Here is a 25,880-nt window from a genome sequence, read left to right as displayed (position 1 = left end):
AGGACATTCAGGTGACTGAAGCTGTAGCTGCTGAAGCAACTGAGACCGCACCCGCTACCGATGACCGCCGCGGCGGACGTCGTGGCGAGCGTGGCGACCGTGGCCAGGGCCGCGGCGACCGTGGTGGCCGTGGTGGCCGCGACGGCGGTCGTGAAGCCGAGAAGAGCCAGTTCGTAGAGCGCGTTGTCACCATCAACCGCGTTGCCAAGGTGGTCAAGGGTGGTCGTCGCTTCAGCTTCACCGCTCTGGTCGTCGTCGGTGACGGCAACGGTCTGGTCGGCGTTGGCTACGGCAAGGCCAAGGAAGTTCCCGCTGCTATCGCAAAGGGCGTAGAAGAGGCCAAGAAGTCCTTCTTCCGCGTTCCCCGCGTTGGCAACACCATCCCGCACCGCGTGCAGGGTGAGGCTGCTGCAGGCGTTGTCCTGCTGCGTCCGGCTTCCGCCGGTACCGGTGTTATCGCCGGTGGTCCGGTCCGCGCGGTATTGGAGTGCGTGGGTATCCACGACATCCTCTCCAAGTCGCTCGGTTCTTCCAACGCGATCAACATCGTTCACGCGACCGTTGACGCTCTGAAGCAGCTCGAAGAGCCCGCTTCCGTGGCTGCCCGCCGTGGCCTGCCGCTGGACGAGGTTGCTCCTGCTGCTCTGGTGCGCGCGCTCCAGAACCAGAAGGCAGGTGTTTAGTCATGGCTAAGAACCTGACTCCCTCCGACGCCAAGTTGGAGATCACCCAGATCAAGGGCGTCATCGGCGCCAAGCAGAACCAGATCGCTACCCTTCGGTCCCTCGGCCTGAAGCGCATCGGACACACCGTTGTCCGTACCGCTGATGCTGTAACCGTCGGCTACCTGAACACGGTTCCGCACCTCGTGAATGTAGAGGAGGCGAAGTAATGGCAGAGAACCAGACCGCCGCAGAGACTGCTGAGAAGCAGAACGCTCTGAAGGTCCACCACCTGCGTCCCGCCCCGGGTGCCAAGACCGCCAAGACCCGTGTTGGTCGTGGTGAAGGCTCCAAGGGTAAGACCGCTGGTCGCGGTACCAAGGGTACGAAGGCCCGCTACCAGGTAAAGGCTGGCTTTGCCGGCGGCCAGCTGCCGCTGCACATGCGCCTGCCGAAGCTGCGCGGCTTCAAGAACCCGTTCCGGGTTGAGTTCCAGGTTGTTAACCTGGAGAAGCTCAACGAGCTCTTCCCGGAAGGTGGCACCGTCACCGTTGAATCACTGGTTGAAAAGGGCGCCGTTCGCAAGAACCAGCCCGTGAAGGTGCTTGGCACCGGCGACATCACCGTCAAGGTCGACGTCACCGTCCACGCTTTCTCCTCCAGCGCTTCGGAAAAGATCGCTGCAGCAGGCGGATCCACCACCACTCTCTAAGGGTGTGTGGGGCATCAGCCCGCTGTCATAAAGAATCCCGGTATGCGGGGCTTCGGCCCCGGATACCGGGATTTTTTTCGTGGTTGTGGACTCTCGATTATTACGACGGCGTCACAAGCAGTTAGACTCGGTTGTTGGGTTTCATTGAGCCCGACCACATCCTTGTACTTTCTACTCAGGAGGACGCTTGCTAAGCGCATTCGGCCGGGCGTTTCGGACGCCTGATTTGCGACGCAAGTTGTTGTTCACGCTGGGAATCATCACAATCTTCCGCTTGGGAGCTTTCATCCCCTCGCCTGGTGTGAACTACCAGAATGTCCAGCAATGCTTGAACAACGGTGACACCTCGCAGGGCATTTACCAGTTGGTGAACTTGTTCAGCGGCGGCGCGTTGCTGCAGGTCTCGATCTTCGCCCTGGGCATCATGCCCTACATCACGGCGAGCATCATCGTGCAGTTGCTCCGGGTGGTTATTCCCCGGTTCCAGCAGCTCTACGAAGAGGGTTCCTCGGGACAGTCCAAGCTGACGCAGTACACCCGGTACCTCACCATTGCCCTGGGCCTGCTGAACGCCACCACTTTGGTGTCCTTGGCGCGGTCCGGGCAGCTGCTTCCCGGCTGTAACCTGCCGATCATCCCCGATGAGAGCATCATCACCACCCTCCTGATCATCATCACGCTGACGGCCGGCACCGGTCTGATCATGTGGATGGGTGAGCTTGTCACCGAGCGCGGTGTCGGCAACGGAATGTCCCTGTTGATCTTCACCTCCATCGCAGCCGGCTTCCCCCGTTCGCTGGGCTCCATCTGGGAGACCAAGGGCCCGGGCACGTTCTTCATCGTTCTGGCCATCGGTCTTCTTACCGTGGCCCTCGTGGTCTTCGTTGAGCAGTCCCAGCGCCGGGTTCCGGTGCAGTACGCCAAGCGCATGATCGGCCGACGCACCGTTGGCGGAACCAGTACCTACATCCCCATCAAGGTGAACATGGCCGGCGTCGTGCCTGTCATCTTCGCTTCCTCCATGCTCTACCTGCCCGGCTTGATTTCGCAGTTCAACCAGCCGAAGCCAGGGGAGCAGATGGCTCCATGGGTTGAGTGGATCAACAACAACCTCACCCGTGGCGACCATCCCATTTACATGGCGCTTTACTTCGCCATGATTGTGTTCTTCACCTACTTCTACGTGGCCATCACCTTCAACCCTGAAGAAGTGTCGGACAACATGAAGAAGTACGGCGGGTTCATTCCGGGCATCCGGGCGGGTAAACCGACCGCGGACTACCTGCAGTACGTGCTCTCCAGGATTACTTTGCCTGGAGCCCTCTACCTGGGCTTCGTGGCGTTGATTCCGCTGGTTGCACTCGTCCTGATCAATGCCAACCAGAACTTCCCGTTCGGTGGCACCTCAATCCTGATCATGGTGGGTGTTGGCTTGGAGACCGTCAAGCAGATTGATGCGCAGCTACAACAACGTCACTACGAAGGGCTTTTGCGATGACGAGAATGCTGATCATTGGACCTCCCGGTTCGGGTAAGGGTACACAGGCTGAGCGTATTTCCGAGCGCCTCGGCGTAGTCGCCATCTCCACGGGCGACATCTTCCGTGCCAACGTAAAGGGCGAAACCCCTTTGGGCATTGAAGCAAAGAAGTACATGGATGCCGGCGACTTTGTTCCGGACAGCGTCACGAACAACATGGTTCGCGACCGCCTGAGCCAGAGCGATGTCGAAAATGGCTTCCTCTTGGACGGTTACCCGCGCACCACTGCGCAGGTTGACTACCTTGACCAGATCCTCGCTGAGGGTGAGCAGGAGCTCGACGTCGTGCTCCAGCTGACTGCCGACGACGAAGAACTGGTTGCACGGCTGCTTGGCCGCGCCAAGGAAACAGGCCGCTCGGACGACAACGAGACCGTGATCCGTCACCGTCTTGACCTCTACCACGAGCAGACCGAAGCCGTGGTGGCGAAGTATGCCGAACGTGGAATCCTCACCCAGGTGGATGGCATCGGCGGTATCGATGAAGTTACCGACCGCGTGCTCACGGCCATCGAGTCGGCCAAGGCTGTCTAGGCTTTCCACATAGCCGGGCGACCGGAGCTTGAACGAAGGGTGTGTCCCGTACCATAAGGTGCGGGACACACCCTTTTCTTATGACGCGGCACATTCTTGGGGGAAGCGCATGCAGAGAGCTCTGTCAGGGCACAGCCGGATCGCGGGGCTTGAAGTCTACTTGCCGCCAGCGCGCCTGGACACGGCCGCCGTCGAACGCCGCATTGAAGAGTCCAGTCCCGGGTTCCGGGTCCCGAAAGGCCTCATCGGCAGGGTCACCGGTATCCGGTCCAGGAGTGTCATGGCCGATACAGAGCAGGCCTCGGACTTGGCCGCCAACGCTGCTGCCAAGGTCCTGGCGGAATGCGGGCTCCAGGCCCCGGATGTTGACCTGCTCATTTTCGCCTCCGCCAGCCAGGACATGGTTGAGCCCGCGACTGGCCACATGGTGGCCGCAAAGTTGGGGCTGTCCTGCCCTGTCATGGACGTCAAGAATGCCTGCAACAGTTTCCTGAATGGCATGGAAGTCGCCGATGCCCTGATTGGCAGCGGACGTTATGCCCGTGTCCTGGTGGCTACGGGGGAGTCGCCTTCAAGGGCCGTGCGGTGGTCGGTTCCGGATTTCCCGACGTTTGCCTCGAGCTTTCCCGGATACACGATGAGCGACGGCGGTGCTGCGGTGTTGCTGGAGGCTGCGGTTGGGCCTGGTGAGGCTGACGGCGCTGCGGCAGGGATTGTCGCTACGGCTTTCACTGCGAAAAGCAGCCACTGGTCCGTGGGGACTTTGGCGGCCGGCGGCTCGGCATTCCCACGTGATCCGGAGGCCAGCTATTTCGCCATGGATGGTGAAAAGCTCAAGGACGCTTTCCTGGACCTGGGCTCGGAGCTGCTTGATGAGACTCTCGAAGGCTTGGGTCTTTCCTGGACTGACTTTGCCGTGGTCTGCGTTCACCAGGTCAGCGCGCCTTACCGGCAGATATTCGCAGAGGGTGCCGGTGTGCCGCCCGGGCTGCTGGTGAACTCTGTCGAGGAGTTCGGCAATCTGGCATCAGTCAGCCTTCCCCTGCAGTTGAAGCTTGCTGTAGACAGTGGCCGTGCAGGGCCGGGCGATCTCGTCGCGTTGGTCGGCCTGGGCGGCGGAGTGAGCCTGGGAATGGCGGTGGTGCGGCTGTGAACGCCCTCATGCCGGACGCGGCACTGAAGAGTGCTGGCCCTACGCGGGACCTCTGCATAGCCATGCCGATGCTCAACGAGGAGAAGCTCGTAGGGCAAGCCCTCAGCTCCCTTGTTGCGCAGTCGTTCAGGGACTTCACTGTGGTGGTAGTGGATAACGGTTCCACGGACCGCAGCTGTGCCATCGTGGCGGACTTCGCGGCGGAGCATCCGGACATGGACATCAGGTTGGTGCATGATGCCGAAAAGGGCACGGGCGCGGCAGCTGATACCGGCATGCGCTTTGGTGTCGAGCACGGGGCGCGGTGGTTGGCGCGGACGGATGCCGATTGCCTGGCCGCACCGGACTGGACGGCGCGCATCATGGGGGCGTTCGATGACGGGCTGGAACTCGTGGCCGGCCAATTGGTTCCCCGCGAAGACGAGGGAATCACGCGCCGTGAACGGTTCTTGATGTTGTTCGCCGTTGAAGTGGCTTCCTTCTTCGGAAAGATCCGTCCCGGAAACAAGGGCGAGGGGTACCTTGGCCCGTACCAAATGCTTCCCGGGTGCAATATGGCCATCACGGCAGAGATGTACCACCGCTCGGGTGGCTTTCCGAGGACCAGGATCGAGGACCTCCACGAGGACCGGGCATTATCCAACCGGGTTCGGAAGCTGACGCGGAATTACGGGCTGCGACGCGACGTGGTGGTCTACGGGTCCTCGCGCCGTGTGAAGGCTTGGGGACTGAAGAACACGCTGGCGTGGTACGCGGATCACCGGTATCGCCCCGAACATGTGGACATCCGGTGATCGGCGGACCCGCGGTGGGGCGCCAGCAGAATACCCGGCAGATCGCGGCGGAACGGTGGGAGCGTCGTGTCCACCTTGGAGCGCACCCGGTGTTGTATCCGGTGATCCGTGGGCTTGGCGGATTACGTCCCGTCCTGAGGCTTCCAGGACTGGGAGTCCTGGTCAGCGAAGCCGGCTTGGTCCGGGAAGTGTTGATGAACCAGGAACTTTTCGTGAAGGACGGCCCGTCGGGCTCGGGGGCGCTGTGGACTCCCGTGGTGGGGCCGAAGGCGCTGCTGAACATGGACGGCGAGGAGCACAGGCTCCTGCGGCGGCGGCTGGCAGACATTTTCACTCCGCGTTCCGTTGCAGGCATCGTGGAACCCGCGGCCCTTGCGTTGGAGTCACGCGTCCGCGGCGATTTGGCCACACAGGGCCGGGTGGATCTGGTGGACTGTGTAAAGGAATTGGCCGGTGGTGTCATTTCCCGGTTGCTGGGGATCCCGGCGGATGCCCCGGGCAGGTTGGCGGACAGGGAACTCTTCGACCTCGGTTCCTCCATCTCGTCACTTGTTCGCCTGGGCCGGCCGTCGCTTACGGCGAGCCAGGTGGCCAAGGGAAAGGCCGCCGTCGAGGTCTTGGCTGGTCCGGTCCGGGTGGCCTACAGGGAAGGCGACCCGGAAACCTTCCCCGGCAGGCTCCATGAACTGGGCATGTCCGAGGACGAGGCGATGGGCATCATCAGCGCCTTCGTGATGGTGGGCACCGAGACATTGGTGTCGTTCGTGCCGCGATTGGTGGCGTTGCTTACTGACAGCGGACAGCTCGGCCAACTCGCCCGGGACCGGTCCGCCCTTCCTGCAGCAGTCAACGAGGCGTTGCGCTTCACTGTTCCCTCGCCGATGATGCTTCGGGACGCTGTGGGAGACGGAACCATTGGCGGCACGAAGGTGCTCACAGGAGACAGGATCCTGCTCTCAACCATTCACGCCGCCAAAAGCCTAGGGGGTTTTGATCCCTCCCGGCCAACCCCACAGCAAGCACGCCAGCTATGGTTCGGTGCCGGTCCGCACTTCTGCATCGGCATGCCGCTGGCCATGGCCGAAATCAATTCGGCTCTGGAGCTGCTGCTGGACCTGTATGCCCAGCGGCCGTGGCGGATTGCTGCACGCCACGTGAGCAGGGGAGTGCTGATACCCGGCTACCGGAGGCTGGAGTTGGCCCATGCCTGAGGAAGCACCTGCCCGGTCCATCGCCACCGCGGATTTGATCAGCGCCGTGTATGCCTCCGCTGAGCGCGTCCCCGACCGCCCGGCCATCACGGCACCCGGAAGGAGGCAGCCGCGCTGGACCAGACAAAAGAACGACGGCGTACGGCCCGGCCGCACCATCACGTACCGCGGGTTGGTAGATGGTATCGAGGCAACGGCGCGGGGGCTTCTGGAAGAGGGATTCGGCGCAGGGGAGCGGATGCTCTTTTCCGTTCGCCCCAGTCCGGAAGCCTTCATCCTGGCCCTGGGTGCAGTCCGGGCCGGTGGTTCCGTGGTCTTTATCGACCCTGGAATCGGGCCTGCGCTCTTCCGGGACCGGGCGGAGCTTGCCGCACCGCGCTGGGCTGCCTCCGAGTCCGTCCTGTATGCCCTGAGTGCCAAGAGCCCGCTCCGTCCCCTGGCGAGGAGACGGGGACTCCTCCTCCCGGATTACGGAGCAATGGACGTCCGGCACTTTTACTCCGGCCCCTGGTTGCCGGGCGTGCCCCGCGGTGCTTCGCCGGTCAAGGCTCTCGCGGGCCCTTCGCACGGAGACGTGAGGCAGGATGACGCCGACCGGCCCCTAACCGAACAGGAAGCTGTCATCATCTTCACCTCGGGCACCACCGGCTCACCCAAAGGCGTGGTTCACACCCGCGGCTCGCTCGCGGCGGGTTTCGAGCAGTTATCCACGCGGTGCACCTTCGGTGAGGGCGACCGGATCCACTCCGAGCAGCTCATGATGGGCCTGCCGGCCCTGATCGCCGGGGCACACTGGACCATGCCAGGTTATGGCTTCTCCGCGCACATCGATCCGCTGCGGCTGGCAGCAGAGTTGGGTCCTGCCTCGGGAGAGGGAACAAGCTACGACGCCGCCACCCACCTTTTCCTGGTTCCCTCGCAGCTGGCGCCCATCCTGGATGCCGTCGAAGAGGGATCCGTGCAGCTGCCCGGAACGCTGCGGACCGTAATGCTCGGGGCCGCGCCGATTCTTGCGCCTTTTCTGGACCGCGCCATGAAGCTCCTGCCCGATGTGGACTTCAAGCTCATCTACGGCATGACAGAGGTGCTGCCGATCGCGATCGCGGACGGTCGGGAGAAGTTGGCCTTCGCCTCCGGGGCGGAAGCCGAGTTCACGGCTCCCGATGGCAGCGGAGAAGGTGACTTCCTCGGGGAGCCGCTGCCCGCCGTCGGAATCCGGGTAGCCGAAGACCACGAGCTCTTTGCCAGCGGCCCGAACATGTGCCGCGGCTACTTGGGCGAGGACGCCATGGCGGAGCACTCGACAGGGGACCTCGTGCGGCTGGACCATGGCGGAACAGGGACACCCAGGTTGGTCATGATCGGGCGCAAGAAAGACATGATCATCCGCGGCAAGACGAATATCTATCCCGCCCTCTACGAGCCATTGATCGCTGCGTTACCAGGTGTCCGGCAAGCGGTCATGGTGGGTGTTCCGGACAGCATCGGCGACGAAGCAGTCTGGCTGGCAGTAGTCCCGGGTCCCGGACAGGCTGCCCAAGCCCTCAAATCCCGCTTGGCCAGGGAACTGCCCAAGATCATCGATGAGTCCGCGCTCCCGGACTATATGGAAGTCCTGGATGCCCTTCCCACCACGGGAAGGCACCGCAAAGCTGACCGCGTGGCGTTGCGGGCCATGTTCGCCGCCCGCCCAGCGCCAGGGTCGGCAGAATGAGGATCGCAGTCACCGGCGCTACTGGGTTCATCGGTGGCGCGGTGGCCAACGCTGCTGAAGCCCGCGGCTGGGAGGTGGTGCGTTATGCCCGCAGACCAGGGAAGGGATTGCGCTATTGGGACTTGGCCGGGTTGCCGCCTGCACAGCTTCCGGCCGTGGATGCGGTGGTCCACGCCGGCGCCCACGTAGCCGACTGGGGAGACGCGGCGCTCTTTCACCGCACAAACGTGCTGGGGACCAGGGCAGTTGCCGAGGCCTTCGCCGCCACCCGCCTGGTGCACCTATCAAGTTCAAGTGTCTATCCCTGGTGGCAACCATGCGTGGACCGCGCAGAAGAGGAAGTGGCCTCCCGGCACCTGAATGCCTATGGCCGCAGCAAAGCGCTCGCCGATGTGGAAGCGCGGAACCACGGCAATGCCGTAGTCCTGCGCCCCCACGGCGTTTATGGTCCGGGGGATCGAACGCTCCTTCCCCGCCTGGTTGGCAACATCACGGGCGGGCGGCTGATCAGTGTGGGTAACCCTCGGGTGAAACACCAGCTGACGCATGTGGACAACCTGGTCCGGGCCGTTCTGGCTGCCTGCCAGTCAACGGTGAAGGGCGCCGTCAACGTCGGAGATGCCGAACCCGTCGAACTGGGAACTGTCCTCCGGCAGGTCCTGGACGTCTCCGGCCATTCCGGCGTTCCCATCACCTATCTTCCCGAGCCTGCGGCGATGGCGCTCGCAGCGGTTTCGGAAGCCGCATCACGGATCAGCGGCCAGGCTCCGAAGGTGACCCGCTACGCTGTCAGCCAGGTGGGGAAGCAGCGAACCTACCGTTTGGACCGGCTGCGCCAGGAGCTGGGAATCGAGCCAATTTCGACCACGGTCTCCGATGCGGGAAAATGGTTGGAGCACGGGGCCTGATCGGTCCCAACCGCAAACCTTCCAGAGGAGAACATGGCGTTCGGTCAGCCCCGCATTGAATACAAGAGCAACGAGCAGATGCGCACCATGCAGCAGGCCGGGCTCGTCCTGAGCAGCGCACTGGACGCTGCCGTTGCTGCTGCCAAGCCCGGCGTCACCACCAAGGACCTGGATGATGTCTTTGCCGCGGTGCTCAACGACGCCGGAGCCAAGTCCAACTTCCTTGGCTATCACGGTTTCCCGGCTACCATCTGCACCTCCGTGAATGAGGAAGTGGTCCACGGCATTCCCGGCGGTCGCGTCCTCCAGGATGGCGACATCATCTCCATCGACGGTGGCTGCATCGTTGATGGCTGGCACTCGGACTCTGCACGCACTGTCATCGTTGGCACCGCTGACCCCGAAGACCAGCGGCTCTCGGATGTCACTGAGGCTGCCATGTGGCGCGGTATAGCGGCGCTGGCCAAGGGTAAGTTTGTGGGCGATATCGGCAACGCAATCGATGACTACGTCTCCTCGGTTCCCGGCAAGCCCTTGGGAATTCTTGAGGACTACGTCGGCCACGGCATCGGTTCCGAGATGCACATGGCCCCTGATGTCCTGAACTACAGGACCAGCCACCGTGGTCCCAAGATCCGTCCCGGGCTTTGCCTTGCCATCGAGCCGATGCTGGTTCGCGGTGACATCGAAACCGCAACCCTCGACGACGACTGGACAGTCGTCACCACGGACGGCAAGCGTTCCTGCCAATGGGAGCATTCGGTAGCCGTCCACGAAAAGGGCATCTGGGTACTGTCCGCCCCCGATGGAGGCGCCGCACAATTGGCGCCCCTCGGCGTCGTTCCTGTCCCGATCCCGTAACACCCGCATAAGAAGAGCGCGGCTACTGCAGTAGCCGCGCTCTTGCTTTGTCGTACAAGGGTCAGGACTTCAGCTTCGGCTTGACGTCCTTGGTGTAGATGCCTTCAAGTGTCTTTTTCAGTTCGGCCATGGTGGCCTGCACGTCGCCCTGCTGGGTGAGGATTTTGGCCGCCGACTTGGCCATTTCCTGGTCCGCGCCTGGCAGGAACACGCGTGCGTTGTCCTGGACCTTGGTGGCTGCGAGCTGGTCCATGGCGGTCTTGATCTGCGGGGTGGCCGCCAGGACAGCGGACATGTCAGCCGAGACCCGGGTAGGCATGTAGCCGGTCGCGGCGGAGAACGCAGCAGTGTTCTCCGGCTCGGTCATGAACTTGAGGAACGTCGCGGCGGCCAGCTGTTCTTCCTTGGTGATGCCGCTGGGGATGCCCAAACCGGCACCGCCGGTGGGGCAGACACCGCTGGGTGCCTGGGGACCGCCGGGCAGGAATCCGACGCCGACATTGAACTTCGCTGCCTTCAGGACGCCCAGGAGTGAGCCCGTCGAGGAGATGGTGGAGGACGTGATGCCGGCGGCGAAGTCGTCAGCTGCTTCCTTGGAGGAAACACCTGCCCAGCCGTCCTTGTAGATGGAGTCCTGGGCCCATTGAAGGGCTGCGACGGATTCCTTGGAGTCGCAGGTGATGTCCCAGCCCTTGGACCAGCCGCCGCCCCAACCCCACAGGTTGTTTTGCAGGGTCCACCCGGCATAACCGGCGAGGGCGGGGTAGATGTAGGCGTACTGCGCCCCGGAAGTGGCCTTGAGCTTCGGTGCCCACTCCGCGAACTCCTGCCACGTGGCCGGTGCCCGGTCGGGGAGACCCGCTGCCTTGAAGTGGTCCTTGTTGTAGTAGAACAGCGGGGTGGAACGGCCGTACGGAAGGGCCCACTGCTTGTCGTCGTACTTGTAGTCGTCCACCAGTGATTTCTGGAAGTCGTCGATCTTGATGTCCAGCTGTTTGACCAGGCCATCGATCGGAATGATGCTGCCGTTGGAGAAGTACCGGAACCACCAGACGTCGGACAGGACCACGAGGCCGGGCAGGCCGGTCTTGGCTGCCTGGGACGTCTGGAACTTTTGGGCAATCTCTTCGTAGTTGGCGCCGGCGGTGACCAGATTGACTTTGATGTCCGGGAACTTGGCGTGGAACTTCTCGATGATGGCCTTCTCGACGTCCTGGGACTTGCCGGGGTGGTTCGTCCAGAAGTCGATGGAGGCCGCGGGCTTGACGCCGCTGAAGTCGATGGTTCCGGTGTCGACGGCGTCTGCCGGACCCGCCGTCGACGGTCCGCCGCAAGCGGCGAGGGCCGCAGCTCCGGCTCCGAGGCCCGCCAGACCCAGGAAATGGCGGCGGTCAAGGGTGGTGCTCATGGTGCTTCCTCTCAATAACTGACGTTGATGCGAATAGTGCGTTGGAGAATCAACCGGTGACACTGCCTTGGGTCAGCCCGGCGACGATGTAGCGCTGGAGTGCGGCGAACACCAGCAGGATGGGGACGATCACCAGGACCGCTCCGGCCATGAGGATTCCCCAGCCCGCGCCGTTGCCTTCAGAGTTCTGGAGCAAGGTCAGGCCAACGGGCAACGTCATGGTTTCGGGACGGTCGGTGATGATCAGTGGCCAGATGTAGTCGTTCCATTCACTGACCACGGTCACCAGGGCCACGGTGGCGATGGATGGCACGGACACGGGGACGATGATCTGCCACAGCCTGCGCCAGTGGCCTGCCCCATCGATCTCCGCGGCTTCCAGGATCGACGGCGGCAAGGTCAGGAAATGTTGACGCAGGAGGAAGGTACCGAACGCCGTGCCAAGCCCCGGCAGGATGATGCCCCACAGGGTGTTCTTGCCGCCCATGCCGGCGATCAGGATGTAGTTGGGCAGGATCGAGACCTGGGCCGGGACCATGAGGGCCACAAGGATCAGCACGAAGATGACGTTCTTGAACGGGAAACGCACGAACACCAGCGCGTAGGCGGTGAGGATTGCCAGGACCACCTTGATGGACGATCCCACCGCGGTGACGATCAGGCTGTTGGCGAAGAACTGCGCGAACGGGACCGTGGTCATGGCCGTGACGTAGTTCTGCAGGTTCAGCGTCTCCGGAAGGATCTTCAGATCCATGGTGACGATCTCGCCGGGCTGCTTGAAGGAGCTCAGGAGCATCCACAACAGGGGCAGGAACACCACGAGAGTCGCGATGATCAGAGGGACATACCCGGTTGCAACTGTCTGCAGCAGATTGGATCTGGAGAGTGGACGCTCCGGCGCAGCGGTTTGTTCGGCGTCTTCACGAACCAGGACGGGTGCCGGGGCGCTCATGAGTAGTGGACCTTTCGCTCAACGAACCGCAGTTGGAGGACGGTAATGACGAGCAGGATGGCAAAGAGGATCACCGAAACCGCTGCCGAGTAGCCGGCCCTGTTGTAGGCCCCGAATGCCTGGAGGTAGGCCTCGTAGATCAGGGTGCTGGTGCCGTTGCCCAGCGGAGTCATGATGCGGATGAGGTCGAAGGCCTGCAGCGAGCTGAGCATGGTGGTGATGAGCAGGAAGAACGTGGTGGGGGAGAGCAACGGCAGCGAGATGTTGAAGAACCGCCGGACACTGTTGGCCCCGTCCAATGCGGCCGCCTCCATCACGTCCCGGGGCAGGGATTGCAGCCCAGCGAGGAACACCACTGCGCAGTAGCCCAGGTTCTTCCACACGTAGACGATGATGACCATCACCAGGGAAAGTTGGGGGTCGTTGATCCACTGGGGACTCTGTTGGCCCAAGCCCCGGAGGATCCAGGCGAGGACTCCATATCCGGGATCGAAGATGAACAACCACACCAGGCCGACGCCGACTCCCGACAGAACGTAGGGCGCGAAGACCGCAGAGCGGGCGAACGTGGTGCCCCGGACTTTCGAGTTCAGGGCCAAGGCCACCAGCAAGCCGAGGACCATGGACCCGCCCACGGTCAGCACAGTGAAGATTGCCGTGGTTCCCAGGACCTTGGACGCGTCATCGCTGCTGAAGAACGTGACGTAGTTCTGAAGTCCGACCACCGTGGCCCTTGAAGAACCGAGCGTCCAGTCCAAGGTGGAGTAGTAGATGTTGTTGATCAGGGGCCAATAGGTGAAGGTTCCGATCAACAGCAGGTTTGGCAAGGCCATGGCCAGGAACACCACGAAATCCTTGCGGCTACGGCCGGACCAGCGTGGCCGTGCCCGAACGGGTGCGGCGCTGCTCGTGTTTATCAAAGGGGCAGTCATGTAGTACTCACGGTTTCGGCGAATGCGGGGGCGCCTGCCCCCTCACAGGGGGCGGCGAAGACAGGCCTAGCTCACCACATTGGCCATGGCCTCCATGGCCAAAAGCCGCCTCCGTAGCGAGAGTTGTCTTACACTTCCGGGACCGTTCACCGGACGTTACCCGCGCATTCGTATTTGAGGCCCGACTCCCGTTTTGTTGCCGCATGGGCGGTTGCGCCGAGGTGGAGAATGGAGCCATGAATTCGATCACCGATGTTGAAGGCATCCGGATTGGGCACGTGCAGAAGAACGACGACGGGTGGCTCAGTGGCGTGACCGTTGTGCTGCCTCCGCCCGGAACCGTCGGGTCCGTGGATGTCCGGGGTGGGGGACCGGGGACGCATGAGACAGACGCACTGGATCCAACGACGCTCGTATCCACGGTGGATGCCGTGGTGCTGACCGGCGGGAGTGCCTTCGGTCTGGTGTCGGCCCATGGCGCCCAGCGATGGTGCGAAGAACAAGGGCGGGGATTCGCTGTCCCCGGCACTGTGGTTCCGATTGTTCCGGCCGCAGCCATCTTCGACCTCGGCCGCGGTGGCGACGTGCACGCCCGACCCGACCAGGAGATGGGCTACCAGGCAGCTGCCGCGGCCTTCGCCTCAGGTGACCATGCCGCCGTCGAACGCGGAAACGTTGGTGCCGGTACCGGTGCCGTCATTGCCCGCGGGCAGTACAAGGGCGGCGTGGGAACCTCGTCAATCGAACTCGAGGGTGGCGTCATCGTAGGTGCGCTGGCGGTGGTTAACGCGCTGGGGTCGCCGGTGTATCCTGCGGGACTGCAGCCCTCTGCGCGCTCGGTCGTTCCTCCCTTAGACGCGCGCGGCCGGGCTCCAGCCCCGCAGTCAGGGGGCGAGGCGGCCGGCGCAGAACCGCAAGGCCTGAACACCACGCTCGTCGTCATCGCGACCAATGCCGTGCTGGATGTAGCCGAGTGTAGGCGGACTGCTTCGTCCGGGCATGCGGGCCTGGCGCGGGCGCTTGATCCGTCCCACACTTTGGCCGACGGCGACACCGTTTTCGCCTTGGCGACTGGCGCCGTCGGCCTTGACCGAAGCAGCGAACAAGCGCGGCAGGTATCGCTGATTACCCTGCAAAGCGCGGCGGCCGAAGCGGTCCGGTTGGCCATCCTGGACGGCGTGGAGTCAGCCCAAAGCATCACGACGGCGGCGGGCAGCTTCCCGGCCTATCGTCCGACGGGGGAGTGACGGCCGACGATACGTGCGCTACCATGGTCGGATTTAACTTTCCAGCCTGATTGGCGTAGAGTTATTTGTTGGTTGTCTGTGCAGCCGCGCCCTTTTTGGTGTCGTGGTTCCAGGATGGTCAAACAAACAAAAAACGTCCGTTGGATCTTCGGTGCCTCATCGAAGGACGGCGGCAAACAACAGTTAGCGGAGGATATGGCCAAGAAGGACGGGGTCATTGAGATCGAGGGCGTTGTGACTGAAGCGCTGCCCAACGCGATGTTTCGTGTTGAGCTCACCAACAAGCACATCGTTCTCGCACACATCTCTGGGAAGATGCGTCAGCACTACATCAGGATTCTCCCAGAGGACCGGGTAGTGGTGGAGCTGAGCCCATACGACCTCACACGTGGTCGTATCGTCTACCGCTACAAGTAAATTGCTGGGCGGCAGGCAATAGTGCCCAAGCCGCTCCAGCAGATCAACTGCAAAACACGCAAAGGAACGCCATGAAGGTCAAGCCGAGCGTCAAGCAGATCTGCGACAAGTGCAAAGTGATCCGCCGTAACGGCCGGGTCATGGTGATCTGCGAGAACCCGCGCCACAAGCAGCGCCAGGGCTAATTCCCTTTCGGGAATCAGCGCCCGCAAGGGCAAACCTGGGTTGCTAGCCCACGCAAGTAAATAAAGGCAGCACAAGCTGTGCCAGGACTGCTTCACAGAGCCTGGTCAGCGAACCCCCGGTCGGAGGCTGGGGCCGCACTGAAAGTGCGGGTGTACTGCCTACGACCTCCGGTTTATTCAAGGAGTACCGCCACTATGGCTCGTCTCGCTGGCGTAGACATTCCCCGCGAAAAGCGGTTGGAAATTGCGCTTACTTACATCTACGGCGTGGGCAAGACCCGTGCACACGAAACCCTGGCTGCCACCGGCATCAGCGCTGACGTTCGCGTCAAGGACCTGACTGACGCCGAACTGGTTCAGCTGCGTGACTACATTGAAGGCAACTACAAGGTTGAGGGTGACCTTCGCCGCGAGGTAGCCGCTGACATCCGCCGCAAGGTCGAGATCGGCAGCTACGAAGGCCTGCGCCACCGCAAGGGCCTGCCCGTACGCGGACAGCGTACGAAGACCAACGCTCGTACCCGCAAGGGCCCGAAGCGCACCGTCGCCGGCAAGAAGAAGGCCGGACGTTAATCCCTCGGGATTGACCTGGTTTTCCCCCGATAACTTTCTGTAGGAGAAACAATGCCCCCGAAGACTCGTGGAGCGGTTCGTAAGCCGCGTCGCAAGGATAAGAAGAATATTGCGCTTGGACAGGCGCACATCAAGAGCACCTTTAACAACACCATCGTGTCCATCACGGACCCGACTGGCGCTGTGATCTCCTGGGCTTCCGCCGGTGAGGTTGGCTTCAAGGGCTCCCGTAAGTCCACCCCGTTCGCTGCCCAGATGGCTGCCGAAGCTGCTGCAAAGCGCGCTCAGGAGCACGGTCTGCGCAAGGTTGACGTTTTCGTCAAGGGACCGGGTTCGGGACGCGAAACCGCAATCCGTTCGCTTCAGGCTGCTGGCCTCGAGGTTGGCTCCATCCAGGACGTCACCCCCAGCGCCCACAACGGTTGCCGCCCGCCGAAGCGCCGCCGCGTCTAATTAGGTTCACCCTGCCTGACTGGCCGGGCCTGCTGTGGATGGTTTTACCGTCCATAAGCATGGCCCGGCTGGTCAGGCTGGAAACCGAAGCCGATTTCCACCACCTGTGTTGCGTCATATAGCGGATGCTCGCCGAAAGGAAACCTAAGTGCTCATTGCACAGCGCCCCACCCTGTCTGAAGAAGTTGTATCCGAGAACCGCTCCCGTTTCATCATTGAACCGCTGGAGCCGGGCTTCGGTTACACCCTCGGAAACTCCCTCCGCCGTACCCTGCTCTCCTCCATCCCCGGTGCTGCTGTAACCAGCATCCGGATCGATGGCGTGCTGCACGAGTTCACCACGGTTCCGGGTGTCAAGGAAGATGTCACCGAGATCATCCTGAACATCAAGAACCTTTCGGTTTCCTCTGAGCACGACGAGCCGGTTGTTGCTTACCTGCGCAAGCAGGGCCCCGGAGTCGTCACCGCCGCGGACATCGCTCCGCCGGCCGGCGTCGAATTCCACAACCCGGATCTGCACATTGCCACTCTGAACTCGAAGGGCAAGTTCGAACTCGAACTGACCATCGAGCGCGGCCGTGGCTACGTTTCGGCAGCTCAGAACAAGTCCGGCGACTCCGAGATCGGCCGTATCCCGGTCGACTCGATCTACTCGCCGGTCATGAAGGTAACTTTCCGCGTGGAAGCTACCCGTGTTGAGCAGCGCACCGACTTCGACAAGCTCATTGTCGACGTCGAGACCAAGCAGGCAATCGCTCCGCGCGATGCTGTTGCTTCCGCAGGCACCACCCTGGTGGAACTGTTCGGTCTGGCCCGTGAGCTGAACACCGCAGCTGAAGGTATCGAGATTGGCCCGTCGCCGACGGACGCTGCCCTGGCAGCTGACATGGCTCTGCCGATCGAGGATCTGGACCTCACGGTCCGTTCCTACAACTGCCTCAAGCGTGAGGGCATCCACACCGTGGGTGAACTCGTTGCCCGCTCCGAGGCTGACCTGATGGACATCCGTAACTTCGGTGCGAAGTCCATCGACGAGGTCAAGGCAAAGCTCGTCGAACTGGGTCTGTCCCTCAAGGACTCCCCTCCCGGTTTCGATCTCGCAGCCCGCGCCGCAGCCATCGAAGAGGACGACGCCGCGTTCAGCGACGACGAGCTCTAAACAGCAGATCTTGGCCGTCGGGTCCAGCAATGGACCTGACCGGCTTACATAACAGGAGAAATAACTATGCCTACCCCCACTAAGGGTCCGCGCCTCGGAGGCGGCCCGGCTCACGAGCGTCTGATGCTCGCGAACCTGGCAGCTGCTCTTTTTGAGCACAAGCGCATCACCACCACGGTCACCAAGGCCAAGCGCCTCAAGCCGTACGCAGAGCGTCTGGTCACCTTCGCCAAGCGTGGCGACCTCGCTTCCCGCCGCCGCGTTCTCGGCCTGATCAGCGACAAGGGCGTTGTCCACGAGCTGTTCACCGACATCGCCGGCGCCGTTGCCAACCGCGATGGTGGCTACACCCGCATCACCAAGATCGGCAACCGCAAGGGCGACAACGCTCCCATGGCTGTCATCGAGCTCGTTCTCGAGCCGGTTTCCCCGAAGCAGGCCGTTGTTGCTGAAGCAACCGCTGCCGCTGCCAAGGCTGCTCCGGCTGCCGAGGAAGAGGTCGTTGAGACCGAAGCCGTAGAGACCGAAGCTGCTGAAACCGAAGAGGCTCCGGCCGCTGAAGCCGAAGCTGCTGACGCTGAAGTTGCTGAAACCGAAGAGGCTCCGGCCGCTGAGGACAAGAAGTAATTCACTGAATTCTTCACAGTAGACTTGAGTCTATGAACGAACGAAAACCCGCTGCCCCCGTTTTGGGGGGCGGCGGGTTTTTGCGTGTCCGGCTTGATCTTTCCTACGACGGCGGTCCTTTCAGCGGGTGGGCATTGCAACCGGGTCTGCGGACCGTGCAGGGCTCCCTTGAAGAAGCTCTGGCGTTGCTTCTGCAGCGAAGTGTTCGTGTAACCGTCGCTGGCCGGACCGATGCCGGAGTCCACGCCCGCGGCCAAGTAGTCCACTTCGACGTCACCGAAGCCGAGTGGCTGTCACTGCCGCGCGGGCACGAACTTGATCCCGCCGTCGCCCTTTTGCGGCGGCTCCGCGGCGCTTTGAGCCGCGTCCTTGGCGACCTCACCGGTGCAGTGGAAGTGCACGACGCCGGTCTGGCGCCGGAAGGTTTCGACGCGCGCTTTTCGGCACTGTGGCGCAGGTACAGTTACCGGATTGCCGACGGTCCGGGGCGATGGGATCCGGTGCTCCGTGGCATCACGCTCTGGCACAAGGCGGCCTTGGATGTTGCCTTGATGAACGAGGGCGCTCAGTCTTTGCTGGGGCTCCAGGATTTCCGCTCGTACTGCAAGCCCCGGGAGGGTGCCACTACTATCCGCGAACTGCAGAAGTTCTCGTTTGCGCGGGGGAGCGACGGCGTCATTGTGGCCACCGTGCAGGCTGATGCGTTCTGCCACAACATGGTGCGTTCGTTGGTCGGCTCAACCCTGCGGGTGGGGGAGGGGCTGGAACCCCGGGCGTGGCTTCACGAGCGGCTGCTTGAAAGAAAGCGCGATGCCAAGTCGGTGCTGGCCGCGCCTCATCCGCTGGTCCTGGAAGAAGTCGCCTACCCGTCCGACAGTGAACTGCTGGCCCGGGCCGAATTGACGCGCGCCCGGCGCGAGTAGCGTTTCTTCCTGCTGTGCCCGGACGTTGGAGGACCCCCTCCCGGCTCTGGGTACCGGAAGGGGGCCGTTGTGGCACTCCGTGGTCTGGGATCCGCGAAGTGCCGGTCTATTTCCCGAGGGAAGGATCAGCTGAAGGCCTGAATGATCCTGATGGCCGCGGGACCCAGAAGGACTATGAACAGCACCGGGAAGATGCAGAACAGCAACGGGAAGAGCACCTTGACGGGGAGTTTCATCGCCTTTTCTTCGGCGCTCTGACGCCGCCTGACGCGCGCCTTCTTGGCCTGGGCCCGAAGCACATTGGCGATACCGATCCCGTATTTATCGGCCTGGATGACTGCAAGGACGAAGCTGCGGATGTCCGGTACAGCGCACCGCTCGGCAAGGGCTTCGTAAGACTCCTGCCGGGGCCGGCCCACTTGGATGTCCTGCAGCGTGCGTATCAGCTCCTGGGGCAGGGGACCGGTTCCCTGAGCTGCGGTCCGTTCCATGGCGGCTTCGAATCCGAGTCCCGCCTCCACCGAAATCAGCATTTGATCCAAGGTGTTCGGAAATTCCAGCTTGATGGCTTCCTGCCGTTTGAGGCCCGTGTTGTAGATCAGGAGGTCGGGCAGGAAATAGAGGAACAGTGTAAGAAATATTGCCAGGCCTAAAATCCCTGGCCCTGGGCTGACGAGAAACAGGAGCGTACCGGCGGCTGCTCCGGCCAGCGCCAAGGCCGGCTTCAAGGACAACAGCCTGGGGAGCGGCATTGACATTGGACGCCCGGCGAGGGCAAGCCAGTGATCGAGCTTGGCCTCGTAGCTTCCAGGGGTCAGCTTCCGGGCAACACCCAGCAGGAGAGGTGGGCGTTGCAGATTCACACCACCACCTTGCGTGAAGCCGGAACCGAGGTTGGTCTGAATTGCGACGATACCCTTACGGTCGATGCTGATCAGGGACCACGCAAAATATGCAAGAGGCAGCACGATGACCGCGATAATCAGCCATGCGATGGGAGTCATGAGCTTTATCTCCTAGAACTTGATCTTCACGGTGCGGCTCATCCAGAAACCGCCGACGGCGAACAGGATCACGCTGATGACGATCATGGCGATCCCCAATGGGTGGCCTGTGAAGAGTTTCAGATAATCGGGGTTCAGCACTGACATGAACATCCCCACCGCGACAGGCAGGATCATCAGAACTACTGCCGACATCTTGCCTTCGGCGCTGAGGGCGCGTACGTGACCCTTGATTTCACTGCGTTCCCTGATGGTTCCCTCGACCTGCTCGAGAACCTCGGCCAAGTCGCCGCCCACTTCGCGGTTGATCTGGATGGCTTGACCAATCCACTGGAAATCCTCGCTGTCCATGCGGGCCGCGCAATCCTCTATCGCTTGGCGCGGGTCCTTGCCGACTCTCACCTCGTTGACGATGCGGCTCAACTCTTCGGACGTCGGGGCTTGCGACTCTTGTGCCGCAGCCTGCAAAGACCTCATGATTCCGTGCCCCACACGGAGGCCACCAATCAGCATCTGGATAGTGTCCGTCAGTTGCAGCTCGAATTTTGCACGGCGTTTCTGTGTCTTGAGGACCAGGACCAGTTTCGCCAGGAAAGGGACCAACACGGCCAAAAAGATGCCGCCAAAGACGCCGAAAACCAGGGAACCGACTACCGCGGTAACGACTGCGCTGGCGGCCACAAGCACCATGAAATCGGCCGGCGCCTGCTTGACACCTGCTTGATAGAGAACCTCCCTGTTGAATGGTCCTCCCGAGCGTCCGAGCGCGGTGCCCATGAATCTGACAGCAGTCTCGGATACCAGGCCCACGGCTGACGTATCTGTGGGGGCATCCAGTCGGCGTCGTTCAATGGGGATACTGCTGCGTTGCGGTTTAAGGACAACCACCACAAGGATGACGAGTGCACCCACGCACAAGGCGATGGCCAGGAAAAACGCGCTTGGAGAATCCACAGTCATCGCCTCCCCACGGGCACTGAGGCGACACCGAAGGCCGCAGGCGAAACCTGAATGCCAAGCTCGGCGAATCGGTCCAGGAAACGAGGACGCATCCCGGTGGGAACAGCCCGGCCCAAAAACCTTCCTTGGGCATCCAGCCCCGCCGAATAGTCGAAGAGGAACGCGTCCTGCAGTGTCACTACGTCCCCTTCCATCCCTTGGACCTCAGTAACGTGGGTTATGCGTCGGCTTCCGTCACGTAAGCGGGTGACCTGAACAATCAGATCGACTGCCGAAGACACTTGTTCACGGATCGCCCGGAGCGGAAGGTCCATCCCGGCCATGAGCACAAGCGTTTCCAAGCGGGCAATCGCATCCCGGGGAGAGTTTGCGTGCACGGTGGACAGCGATCCGTCGTGGCCGGTGTTCATGGCTTGAAGCATGTCCAGGGACTCACCGCCGCGTACCTCTCCGACTATGATCCGATCGGGACGCATACGCAGCGAGTTACGGACCAGATCGCGAATGCTGATGGCGCCCTTGCCTTCGATATTGGGTGGGCGGCTCTCCAGCCGGACGACGTGGCGTTGTTGCAGCTGGAGCTCCACGGCATCTTCGATGGTCACGATGCGGTCTGATTCCGGAATGAATGATGACAGGACATTCAGCAAGGTCGTTTTGCCCGTGCCTGTGCCGCCGGAGACGATGACATTGAGACGGGCCCGAACGCACGCAGTGAGCAGCTCCGCCATCTCCTGGCTCATCGAGCCCCAATCGATCAGGTTTCGAACAGTCAAAGGAACATGGCTGAATTTCCTGATGGTGAGGGAGGGTCCATTGACTGCAAGGGGAGGAATGATCGCGTTGACACGGGAGCCGTCTTCCAAGCGGGCATCCACCAACGGAGAAGATTCGTCGATACGGCGTCCGACCTTGGAAACGATTCTTTCGATCACCTTCCTCAGATGGTCATCCGAGCTGAATTGGAGTTCCGTCAGGGTCAACTGTCCGTGACGCTCCACGTAGATCTGATCGAAACGGTTTACCATGACTTCCGTGACTGAGGGATCCTCCAGCAACCTCTGCAAGGGACCGTAACCCATCACTTCGTCGGAGATCTCACGGATGAGCCGGCGTCGTTCCTCCGGCGAAAGAGGAACCTGTTCGTCGTCGATCACCGCTGAAAGCTCTTCCACGGCGAACGAGCGGAGGTCCTCTTCAGAGGATGAGGCATCTGCGATCCTGCTTCCAATGCGCTCAAAAAGGGAGTCCGCAGCCCGCCTCTTTAACCCGGCCAAGGCATCCACGGCAGGAGTTGCCGGTGCACCACCCAGCATGGGAGTCGTTGGTGTAGGCGGGGTGGCCCATTCGCCGTCCGTTATTGTTCCTGGAGCATGTGGTTCCCCGGGGGCGACGGAAAGCGGATTGTTCTTCGAAAGCCTCTCGGACAATTTCATGAGACGACCACCCTTCGGTGCAACTTGTTGTGCGGCGCCGACTCCAGCCTCGGATCGAAGCGCTGAACCAGCTTTCGTAACCCCTTGATGGCTGTATCCCTGGCTGTTCCTTGCAACACGGGAATGCCACGGTTGGTGGAGTAGGGGAGCGTCCTTGATCGCGGTATCACGGTATCGACAGGCACTCCGATGGTCGCCTCGACGTCCTGCACAGACAGTCCACTCTTACGGTCCGCAAAGTTCAACACAGTGTGCCGGCCCTGCGGGAGGAGCTGGAGTTCTTTCAGGACGCTGAAACTCTTTCGAAGGCCCCGGATGCTTGGAACGTCCATCCCACACACCCAGACGCCGTCGGTGGCCAATTCCAAGGTCGCAAGGCAGTGCTCCCCAAGACCTGGGGCGGTATCCACCACCACGTACTTGAATTCACTGGCCAATTGGGTGAGGAGCCGGGTGACGTGATCGGCAGTGATGTAGTCCGAGTCCGATGGCTTCCGGGGTGCGCATAGGGCGTAGATTCCGGCCGGGTGGACGGTCAGGAACGCCTTGAGGACCATGGAGTCCTGGGCCGCAGCTCCGTGCACTGCCTCGGTTATGGAGTGCTCCGGCTCCAGCATCAGACCGGAAGCGACGTCGCCGAACTGCAGGTCCAGATCCACGATCACCACGCTCATCGGTGCGAGGGTTCCCAGCCCAATGGCGAGATTCGTGGCAACGGTAGTTTTCCCCACGCCGCCCTTGGGAGACATGACGGCAATGACCCTACCCCGTTCCTGCCCGGAATCGGCAGCGGGCTGCATGCCGCGTCGCCGACTGGCCGCAGCCAAGCACGCGCGCTCCAGAAGTACTCGAAGCTCATTCACCTCCGCTTCGGGTGACACGACATCCCTGACCCCTGCGTGCATGGCTTTCAGCACAATCTCAGCAGTGGGATCGGCGACCATCAGAAGGCTTATTTCCGGGTACTGGAGGTCAATCACCGTTGCCAGCTTGAAGGCATCGTCAGGGTTGACTCCGGGGCCGAGGATCATCACCTCGGGTGGTGCCCCCGTGAGCTGATTGAAGATTTCGTCAGTGCCTGCCTGGAGGACTGCTGGAGCCAGGGTCTGCAGGTCACCGTGAAGCGCCCCGGTGATTGCTTGGCGAACGCGTCCTTCAAAGTCGCGAACGGCGGTGATGGCTACGAAACGGCTCATTGGACCAGCCCTCCGAAGGTTGTCGTCGGCGGGTCGCTTTTTGCCGTCTTGGCTGTCTGCTTGGAAAGCCATAAAGTGCCGAATTCCGAACCGAAGACCATCTTGGCTGCGTTGGCATCGCTCAATGCCACGGTCACGTACGCCGAGCCGTTGGGCAGGGCGACGGCTTTGTCCGTTCCGGCTGACTTTTCGGAATCAGGTGCCGCCTGCTGAACCGCCGTCACCAGGACGTCGTGGTAAAGCAGCTCTGTAAAGTTCTTCCAGCCTGCCAGGTTTTGCGGGACGTTGGCGCCAGCGGCTATGGCTTCATCCAGCTTGAACGAAGCGAAAACCGTCACCGTGTCGCCGGCCTCGATTCGGCCGCCGAGCATGCGCTCGGGGGCCAGCACGAAGGTTGTTTCCTGCAGACCCTCAGGGACAGGGACGGTTCCCGGAACCAGATCCTTCGGGCTCACCATTTTCAGTTCCAGCAGTTGTTCGCCTGGCTGAAGGTCCGCGGATGTGACCTTGCCCTTTTGATCGGACAAGGCGCTCACGGCTCCCGATGCGACGGCGGATTGCGGCAGCGTCTCCATCTTGACTTTGGACCCTATGTCCTCGGCCTTGGTGCCGGCTGCAATGTGTTCTTTGACGACTAGTACGTTTACGGGATCAAGCCCTTGCTGCGCCCGCTTGTCTGCTCCCTGTACATAGGTGACCAGCAATACGGTGCCTATGACTGCCAACAGCAGTGCGGCAATGCCTCCCAGTAGGCGTGTTTTCACTTGGTAACTCCCTTCGAGTTCTCGTGAGATTGATGGCAGGCACCCGGAGAGCGCCTATTTGGTGAGCGTTACCACCGACGCTCCATAGTTGGGTATGCCACCGGAGACTTGAGAAGCTTCTTCGAGTGACACGAAACGGGAGAAATATCCCTGTATTGCCCTGCAGTTGTTGGTGCAATTGGGCGCAGCTGGGTCCAATTTCTGGCCCCCATCGAATTTGTAACCGGTCACCTGGAATGCGGCGAACCCGACCAATGTGTACTTGGTCTTGTTTCCGTTTTGGGCCGCTGTCTTGAAAAGCGGTATCAACGCGGGCTGGTCCATGATGTGGGCAAGCACCGTATTGCAGGTCGCTCCGTTGGGGAAATGATTGCCGGGTTGGCCCTGAACGACAGCGCCGACGCTGATGTTTGTCGAGCACGCTGACGTGGTTTCCAGCCAGCCGAATCCACCCGGCTGATAACCGTTCTGTGCAACGCATCCGCCCACAGCGGGCGCATTTGTGTCATAACGAAGCGTCACGTGCGTGGGGATGGGATCGCCGGAAAAGTTACCTGTGGAGTTCAACGAGGCCAGCTGGGACGGTGACAGGTACTTCTTGAAGACGCACTCGCTGACCGTCCAGGGCAGAGTCGTTGCACTTGACGGAGCGCCCCAGGACGCTTCCGCCGTGGCTGTCACTGCGGCAGTCTCAAACCCCAAAACTTGGGCGAAGTACAGTGACAAACTGTTCTGGCCGCTGTTATCACGGGCGTTGGTTACTACGCGGACCGTGGTCGCCGCAGGAAAAGTGACAGCAGCGCCGCTGGTGTTGTCGTTGGCGTTGCTGTTGGCAAATTGGTTAGCCGTGGTTGCCGTGTTTCCACAGCTGCCCTTGGCGCACCCGGTAGCGATGGCAAGCGCGCCGGAATCTGCGCCATTCTGTAGTTGCGCTTTTTCGGCGTAAACAGCTCCCACGTCGATAGCCAAGGCGGCGAAGCCGAGAAGAACCACCATGAGCACTGCAACAATGACCGTGGAGGCTCCCTGCTCGTCAGAGGTCGTGCGAGCCTCCACCCCAGTGGGTGGCCGAAGCTTGGTCAGCCACCGCATCTCATCACCCCCACTCCCGAGAGGTTGAGGGGAAAGATGCCGATTCCATCCAGGAAACCGGTCATCGATGGCAACGTAACGCTGGTGGTTACCTTGACGTTGGAACCAGGAGCGCAGCTGGAAGCATTGTCCGTGACGCTAACGCCGAGGCCGTTCAGGGCCGGCGCGGCGGACAAAGCTGCTCCGGAGACGTTAAGGCCGCCTTCCTGGTAATGCACAGCCGCATAGCGCGCTCCTTCACGAGCAGCTTGCGTGAGGGAAACCTGGACGTTGTATGCACGTCCAAACTCCATGATTCCGAACAGGATCAGCAGCAAGAGTGGCAGTATCAGGGCCAATTCCACGGCTGCAGCGCCCCGCTCATTCGTTGTGGATTTCACGTTCATCTCCGGTCCCAGATCCAACAGAGAGTGTTTTTAAAGCAACGGGTTGGCCGTGGTTGCCAAGCGGCAGCCGCGACCAAC

At 61.8% G+C, this 25,880-nt stretch carries 29 protein-coding genes; 19 read left to right on the top strand and 10 right to left on the bottom strand.

The window, feature by feature from the left end; translation table 11 throughout:
- Positions 1-11: 11 nt before the first annotated feature.
- The 11 genes from rpsE (at position 12) to map (ending at position 10,088) form a co-directional block, all read left to right on the top strand.
- Positions 12-683 (top strand): 30S ribosomal protein S5, encoded by a 672-nt coding sequence (rpsE, locus tag ACFVSI_RS07980; protein WP_186313505.1) that lies wholly within the window; start codon positions 12-14, stop codon positions 681-683.
- A gap of 2 nt (positions 684-685) precedes the next feature.
- Positions 686-892 carry a 50S ribosomal protein L30 gene (gene rpmD, locus ACFVSI_RS07975; protein WP_144659425.1) on the top strand — a complete coding sequence of 69 codons (207 nt, stop codon included), beginning with the start codon at positions 686-688 and terminating at the stop codon, positions 890-892.
- A complete protein-coding gene (rplO, locus tag ACFVSI_RS07970) occupies positions 892-1,374 on the top strand; it encodes a 50S ribosomal protein L15 (protein ID WP_387821696.1) in 483 nt (160 codons plus the stop codon). The genes rpmD and rplO overlap by 1 nt, the downstream gene beginning before the upstream one ends.
- A gap of 187 nt (positions 1,375-1,561) precedes the next feature.
- Positions 1,562-2,872, top strand: coding sequence for a preprotein translocase subunit SecY (gene secY, locus ACFVSI_RS07965; protein ID WP_144659427.1), 1,311 nt, complete (start codon positions 1,562-1,564; stop codon positions 2,870-2,872).
- A 5-nt stretch (positions 2,873-2,877) separates the two neighbouring features.
- On the top strand, positions 2,878-3,447 hold the full coding sequence (locus ACFVSI_RS07960; RefSeq protein ID WP_174754477.1) for an adenylate kinase: 570 nt from the start codon (positions 2,878-2,880) through the stop codon (positions 3,445-3,447).
- 109 nt (positions 3,448-3,556) lie between these two features.
- Entirely contained in the window at positions 3,557-4,600 is a 1,044-nt protein-coding gene (locus ACFVSI_RS07955) for a 3-oxoacyl-ACP synthase III family protein (RefSeq protein WP_387821692.1), read from the top strand.
- Positions 4,597-5,394, top strand: coding sequence for a glycosyltransferase family 2 protein (locus ACFVSI_RS07950; protein ID WP_387821689.1), 798 nt, complete (start codon positions 4,597-4,599; stop codon positions 5,392-5,394). The genes ACFVSI_RS07955 and ACFVSI_RS07950 overlap by 4 nt, the downstream gene beginning before the upstream one ends.
- Complete coding sequence (locus ACFVSI_RS07945; RefSeq protein ID WP_387821687.1) at positions 5,391-6,605, top strand: cytochrome P450; 1,215 nt, start codon at positions 5,391-5,393, stop codon at positions 6,603-6,605. The genes ACFVSI_RS07950 and ACFVSI_RS07945 overlap by 4 nt, the downstream gene beginning before the upstream one ends.
- The gene (locus tag ACFVSI_RS07940; RefSeq protein WP_387821686.1) at positions 6,598-8,319 is read left to right on the top strand and encodes an AMP-binding protein; all 1,722 of its coding nucleotides are present in this window, start codon (positions 6,598-6,600) and stop codon (positions 8,317-8,319) included. The genes ACFVSI_RS07945 and ACFVSI_RS07940 overlap by 8 nt, the downstream gene beginning before the upstream one ends.
- Positions 8,316-9,227 (top strand): NAD-dependent epimerase/dehydratase family protein, encoded by a 912-nt coding sequence (locus ACFVSI_RS07935; protein ID WP_387821683.1) that lies wholly within the window; start codon positions 8,316-8,318, stop codon positions 9,225-9,227. The genes ACFVSI_RS07940 and ACFVSI_RS07935 overlap by 4 nt, the downstream gene beginning before the upstream one ends.
- A 33-nt stretch (positions 9,228-9,260) precedes the next feature.
- Positions 9,261-10,088, top strand: a complete 828-nt coding sequence (gene map, locus ACFVSI_RS07930; RefSeq protein ID WP_144659432.1) for a type I methionyl aminopeptidase — start codon at positions 9,261-9,263, stop codon at positions 10,086-10,088.
- Positions 10,089-10,149: 61 nt separating this feature from the next.
- On the opposite strand, the gene ACFVSI_RS07925 is transcribed toward map, so the two are convergent.
- From ACFVSI_RS07925 to ACFVSI_RS07915, 3 genes are read right to left on the bottom strand one after another with little or no spacing between them, the layout of a single operon-like run.
- Complete coding sequence (locus ACFVSI_RS07925; RefSeq protein WP_387821679.1) at positions 10,150-11,496, bottom strand: ABC transporter substrate-binding protein; 1,347 nt, start codon at positions 11,494-11,496, stop codon at positions 10,150-10,152.
- Between the two features lie 49 nt (positions 11,497-11,545).
- Positions 11,546-12,448, bottom strand: coding sequence for a carbohydrate ABC transporter permease (locus ACFVSI_RS07920; RefSeq protein WP_306843288.1), 903 nt, complete (start codon positions 12,446-12,448; stop codon positions 11,546-11,548).
- The gene (locus tag ACFVSI_RS07915; RefSeq protein ID WP_387821676.1) at positions 12,445-13,380 is read right to left on the bottom strand and encodes a carbohydrate ABC transporter permease; all 936 of its coding nucleotides are present in this window, start codon (positions 13,378-13,380) and stop codon (positions 12,445-12,447) included. Before ACFVSI_RS07915 ends, ACFVSI_RS07920 begins: the two co-directional genes overlap by 4 nt.
- Positions 13,381-13,616: 236 nt before the next feature.
- On the opposite strand from ACFVSI_RS07915, the gene ACFVSI_RS07910 reads away from it, so the two are divergent.
- From ACFVSI_RS07910 to ACFVSI_RS07875, 8 genes are all read left to right on the top strand, one after another.
- Positions 13,617-14,627, top strand: coding sequence for a P1 family peptidase (locus ACFVSI_RS07910; protein ID WP_387821674.1), 1,011 nt, complete (start codon positions 13,617-13,619; stop codon positions 14,625-14,627).
- Positions 14,628-14,822: 195 nt separating this feature from the next.
- Positions 14,823-15,044, top strand: coding sequence for a translation initiation factor IF-1 (gene infA, locus ACFVSI_RS07905; protein WP_009358723.1), 222 nt, complete (start codon positions 14,823-14,825; stop codon positions 15,042-15,044).
- A 71-nt stretch (positions 15,045-15,115) separates the two neighbouring features.
- Positions 15,116-15,229, top strand: coding sequence for a 50S ribosomal protein L36 (gene rpmJ, locus ACFVSI_RS07900; protein WP_011775570.1), 114 nt, complete (start codon positions 15,116-15,118; stop codon positions 15,227-15,229).
- Positions 15,230-15,424: 195 nt separating this feature from the next.
- Positions 15,425-15,802 (top strand): 30S ribosomal protein S13, encoded by a 378-nt coding sequence (rpsM, locus tag ACFVSI_RS07895; RefSeq protein WP_011775569.1) that lies wholly within the window; start codon positions 15,425-15,427, stop codon positions 15,800-15,802.
- Between the two features lie 51 nt (positions 15,803-15,853).
- A complete protein-coding gene (gene rpsK, locus ACFVSI_RS07890; protein WP_021472435.1) occupies positions 15,854-16,255 on the top strand; it encodes a 30S ribosomal protein S11 in 402 nt (133 codons plus the stop codon).
- 148 nt (positions 16,256-16,403) lie between these two features.
- On the top strand, positions 16,404-17,414 hold the full coding sequence (locus ACFVSI_RS07885; protein WP_011775567.1) for a DNA-directed RNA polymerase subunit alpha: 1,011 nt from the start codon (positions 16,404-16,406) through the stop codon (positions 17,412-17,414).
- A 66-nt stretch (positions 17,415-17,480) separates the two neighbouring features.
- Complete coding sequence (gene rplQ, locus ACFVSI_RS07880) at positions 17,481-18,041, top strand: 50S ribosomal protein L17 (RefSeq protein ID WP_387821671.1); 561 nt, start codon at positions 17,481-17,483, stop codon at positions 18,039-18,041.
- 32 nt (positions 18,042-18,073) lie between these two features.
- Positions 18,074-18,964, top strand: a complete 891-nt coding sequence (locus tag ACFVSI_RS07875) for a tRNA pseudouridine synthase A (protein ID WP_387821669.1) — start codon at positions 18,074-18,076, stop codon at positions 18,962-18,964.
- A gap of 125 nt (positions 18,965-19,089) precedes the next feature.
- Here the strand turns inward: ACFVSI_RS07875 and ACFVSI_RS07870 are convergent, their stop codons facing one another.
- From ACFVSI_RS07870 to ACFVSI_RS07840, 7 genes are all read right to left on the bottom strand, one after another.
- Positions 19,090-19,968, bottom strand: coding sequence for a type II secretion system F family protein (locus tag ACFVSI_RS07870; protein ID WP_306843253.1), 879 nt, complete (start codon positions 19,966-19,968; stop codon positions 19,090-19,092).
- 12 nt (positions 19,969-19,980) lie between these two features.
- Entirely contained in the window at positions 19,981-20,928 is a 948-nt protein-coding gene (locus ACFVSI_RS07865) for a type II secretion system F family protein (protein ID WP_387821666.1), read from the bottom strand.
- Positions 20,925-22,244 carry a CpaF family protein gene (locus tag ACFVSI_RS07860; protein ID WP_387821746.1) on the bottom strand — a complete coding sequence of 440 codons (1,320 nt, stop codon included), beginning with the start codon at positions 22,242-22,244 and terminating at the stop codon, positions 20,925-20,927. The genes ACFVSI_RS07865 and ACFVSI_RS07860 overlap by 4 nt, the downstream gene beginning before the upstream one ends.
- 116 nt (positions 22,245-22,360) lie before the next feature.
- Complete coding sequence (locus ACFVSI_RS07855; protein ID WP_387821663.1) at positions 22,361-23,560, bottom strand: CpaE family protein; 1,200 nt, start codon at positions 23,558-23,560, stop codon at positions 22,361-22,363.
- Positions 23,557-24,324 carry a Flp pilus assembly protein CpaB gene (locus tag ACFVSI_RS07850; RefSeq protein WP_387821660.1) on the bottom strand — a complete coding sequence of 256 codons (768 nt, stop codon included), beginning with the start codon at positions 24,322-24,324 and terminating at the stop codon, positions 23,557-23,559. The genes ACFVSI_RS07855 and ACFVSI_RS07850 overlap by 4 nt, the downstream gene beginning before the upstream one ends.
- Before the next feature lie 54 nt (positions 24,325-24,378).
- Positions 24,379-25,380, bottom strand: a complete 1,002-nt coding sequence (locus ACFVSI_RS07845) for a TadE/TadG family type IV pilus assembly protein (protein ID WP_387821657.1) — start codon at positions 25,378-25,380, stop codon at positions 24,379-24,381.
- Between the two features lie 23 nt (positions 25,381-25,403).
- A complete protein-coding gene (locus ACFVSI_RS07840; RefSeq protein ID WP_387821654.1) occupies positions 25,404-25,802 on the bottom strand; it encodes a TadE/TadG family type IV pilus assembly protein in 399 nt (132 codons plus the stop codon).
- Positions 25,803-25,880 lie beyond the last annotated feature (78 nt).

Source organism: Paenarthrobacter sp. NPDC057981, assembly GCF_042886835.1.
Lineage (GTDB): Bacteria > Actinomycetota > Actinomycetes > Actinomycetales > Micrococcaceae > Arthrobacter.
Note: the sequence above shows the minus strand (reverse complement) of the source record. Positions and strands in the feature narration are given on the sequence as shown.

Excerpts from the sequence above, each read along its gene's own strand:
- infA (WP_009358723.1), top strand. The coding sequence starts at position 14,823 with ATGGCCAAGAAGGACGGGGTCATTGAGATCGAGGGCGTTGTGACTGAA.
- ACFVSI_RS07910 (WP_387821674.1), top strand. The coding sequence starts at position 13,617 with ATGAATTCGATCACCGATGTTGAAGGCATCCGGATTGGGCACGTGCAG.
- ACFVSI_RS07960 (WP_174754477.1), top strand. The coding sequence starts at position 2,878 with ATGCTGATCATTGGACCTCCCGGTTCGGGTAAGGGTACACAGGCTGAG.
- map (WP_144659432.1), top strand. The coding sequence starts at position 9,261 with ATGGCGTTCGGTCAGCCCCGCATTGAATACAAGAGCAACGAGCAGATG.
- ACFVSI_RS07865 (WP_387821666.1), bottom strand. The coding sequence starts at position 20,928 with ATGACTGTGGATTCTCCAAGCGCGTTTTTCCTGGCCATCGCCTTGTGC.
- ACFVSI_RS07955 (WP_387821692.1), top strand. The coding sequence starts at position 3,557 with ATGCAGAGAGCTCTGTCAGGGCACAGCCGGATCGCGGGGCTTGAAGTC.
- ACFVSI_RS07940 (WP_387821686.1), top strand. The coding sequence starts at position 6,598 with ATGCCTGAGGAAGCACCTGCCCGGTCCATCGCCACCGCGGATTTGATC.
- rpmD (WP_144659425.1), top strand. The coding sequence starts at position 686 with ATGGCTAAGAACCTGACTCCCTCCGACGCCAAGTTGGAGATCACCCAG.
- rpmJ (WP_011775570.1), top strand. The coding sequence starts at position 15,116 with ATGAAGGTCAAGCCGAGCGTCAAGCAGATCTGCGACAAGTGCAAAGTG.
- rplO (WP_387821696.1), top strand. The coding sequence starts at position 892 with ATGGCAGAGAACCAGACCGCCGCAGAGACTGCTGAGAAGCAGAACGCT.
- rplQ (WP_387821671.1), top strand. The coding sequence starts at position 17,481 with ATGCCTACCCCCACTAAGGGTCCGCGCCTCGGAGGCGGCCCGGCTCAC.
- ACFVSI_RS07935 (WP_387821683.1), top strand. The coding sequence starts at position 8,316 with ATGAGGATCGCAGTCACCGGCGCTACTGGGTTCATCGGTGGCGCGGTG.
- rpsK (WP_021472435.1), top strand. The coding sequence starts at position 15,854 with ATGCCCCCGAAGACTCGTGGAGCGGTTCGTAAGCCGCGTCGCAAGGAT.
- ACFVSI_RS07855 (WP_387821663.1), bottom strand. The coding sequence starts at position 23,560 with ATGAGCCGTTTCGTAGCCATCACCGCCGTTCGCGACTTTGAAGGACGC.
- ACFVSI_RS07915 (WP_387821676.1), bottom strand. The coding sequence starts at position 13,380 with ATGACTGCCCCTTTGATAAACACGAGCAGCGCCGCACCCGTTCGGGCA.
- rpsM (WP_011775569.1), top strand. The coding sequence starts at position 15,425 with ATGGCTCGTCTCGCTGGCGTAGACATTCCCCGCGAAAAGCGGTTGGAA.
- ACFVSI_RS07875 (WP_387821669.1), top strand. The coding sequence starts at position 18,074 with ATGAACGAACGAAAACCCGCTGCCCCCGTTTTGGGGGGCGGCGGGTTT.
- ACFVSI_RS07870 (WP_306843253.1), bottom strand. The coding sequence starts at position 19,968 with ATGACTCCCATCGCATGGCTGATTATCGCGGTCATCGTGCTGCCTCTT.
- ACFVSI_RS07925 (WP_387821679.1), bottom strand. The coding sequence starts at position 11,496 with ATGAGCACCACCCTTGACCGCCGCCATTTCCTGGGTCTGGCGGGCCTC.
- ACFVSI_RS07920 (WP_306843288.1), bottom strand. The coding sequence starts at position 12,448 with ATGAGCGCCCCGGCACCCGTCCTGGTTCGTGAAGACGCCGAACAAACC.
- ACFVSI_RS07860 (WP_387821746.1), bottom strand. The coding sequence starts at position 22,244 with ATGCTGGGTGGTGCACCGGCAACTCCTGCCGTGGATGCCTTGGCCGGG.
- ACFVSI_RS07840 (WP_387821654.1), bottom strand. The coding sequence starts at position 25,802 with ATGAACGTGAAATCCACAACGAATGAGCGGGGCGCTGCAGCCGTGGAA.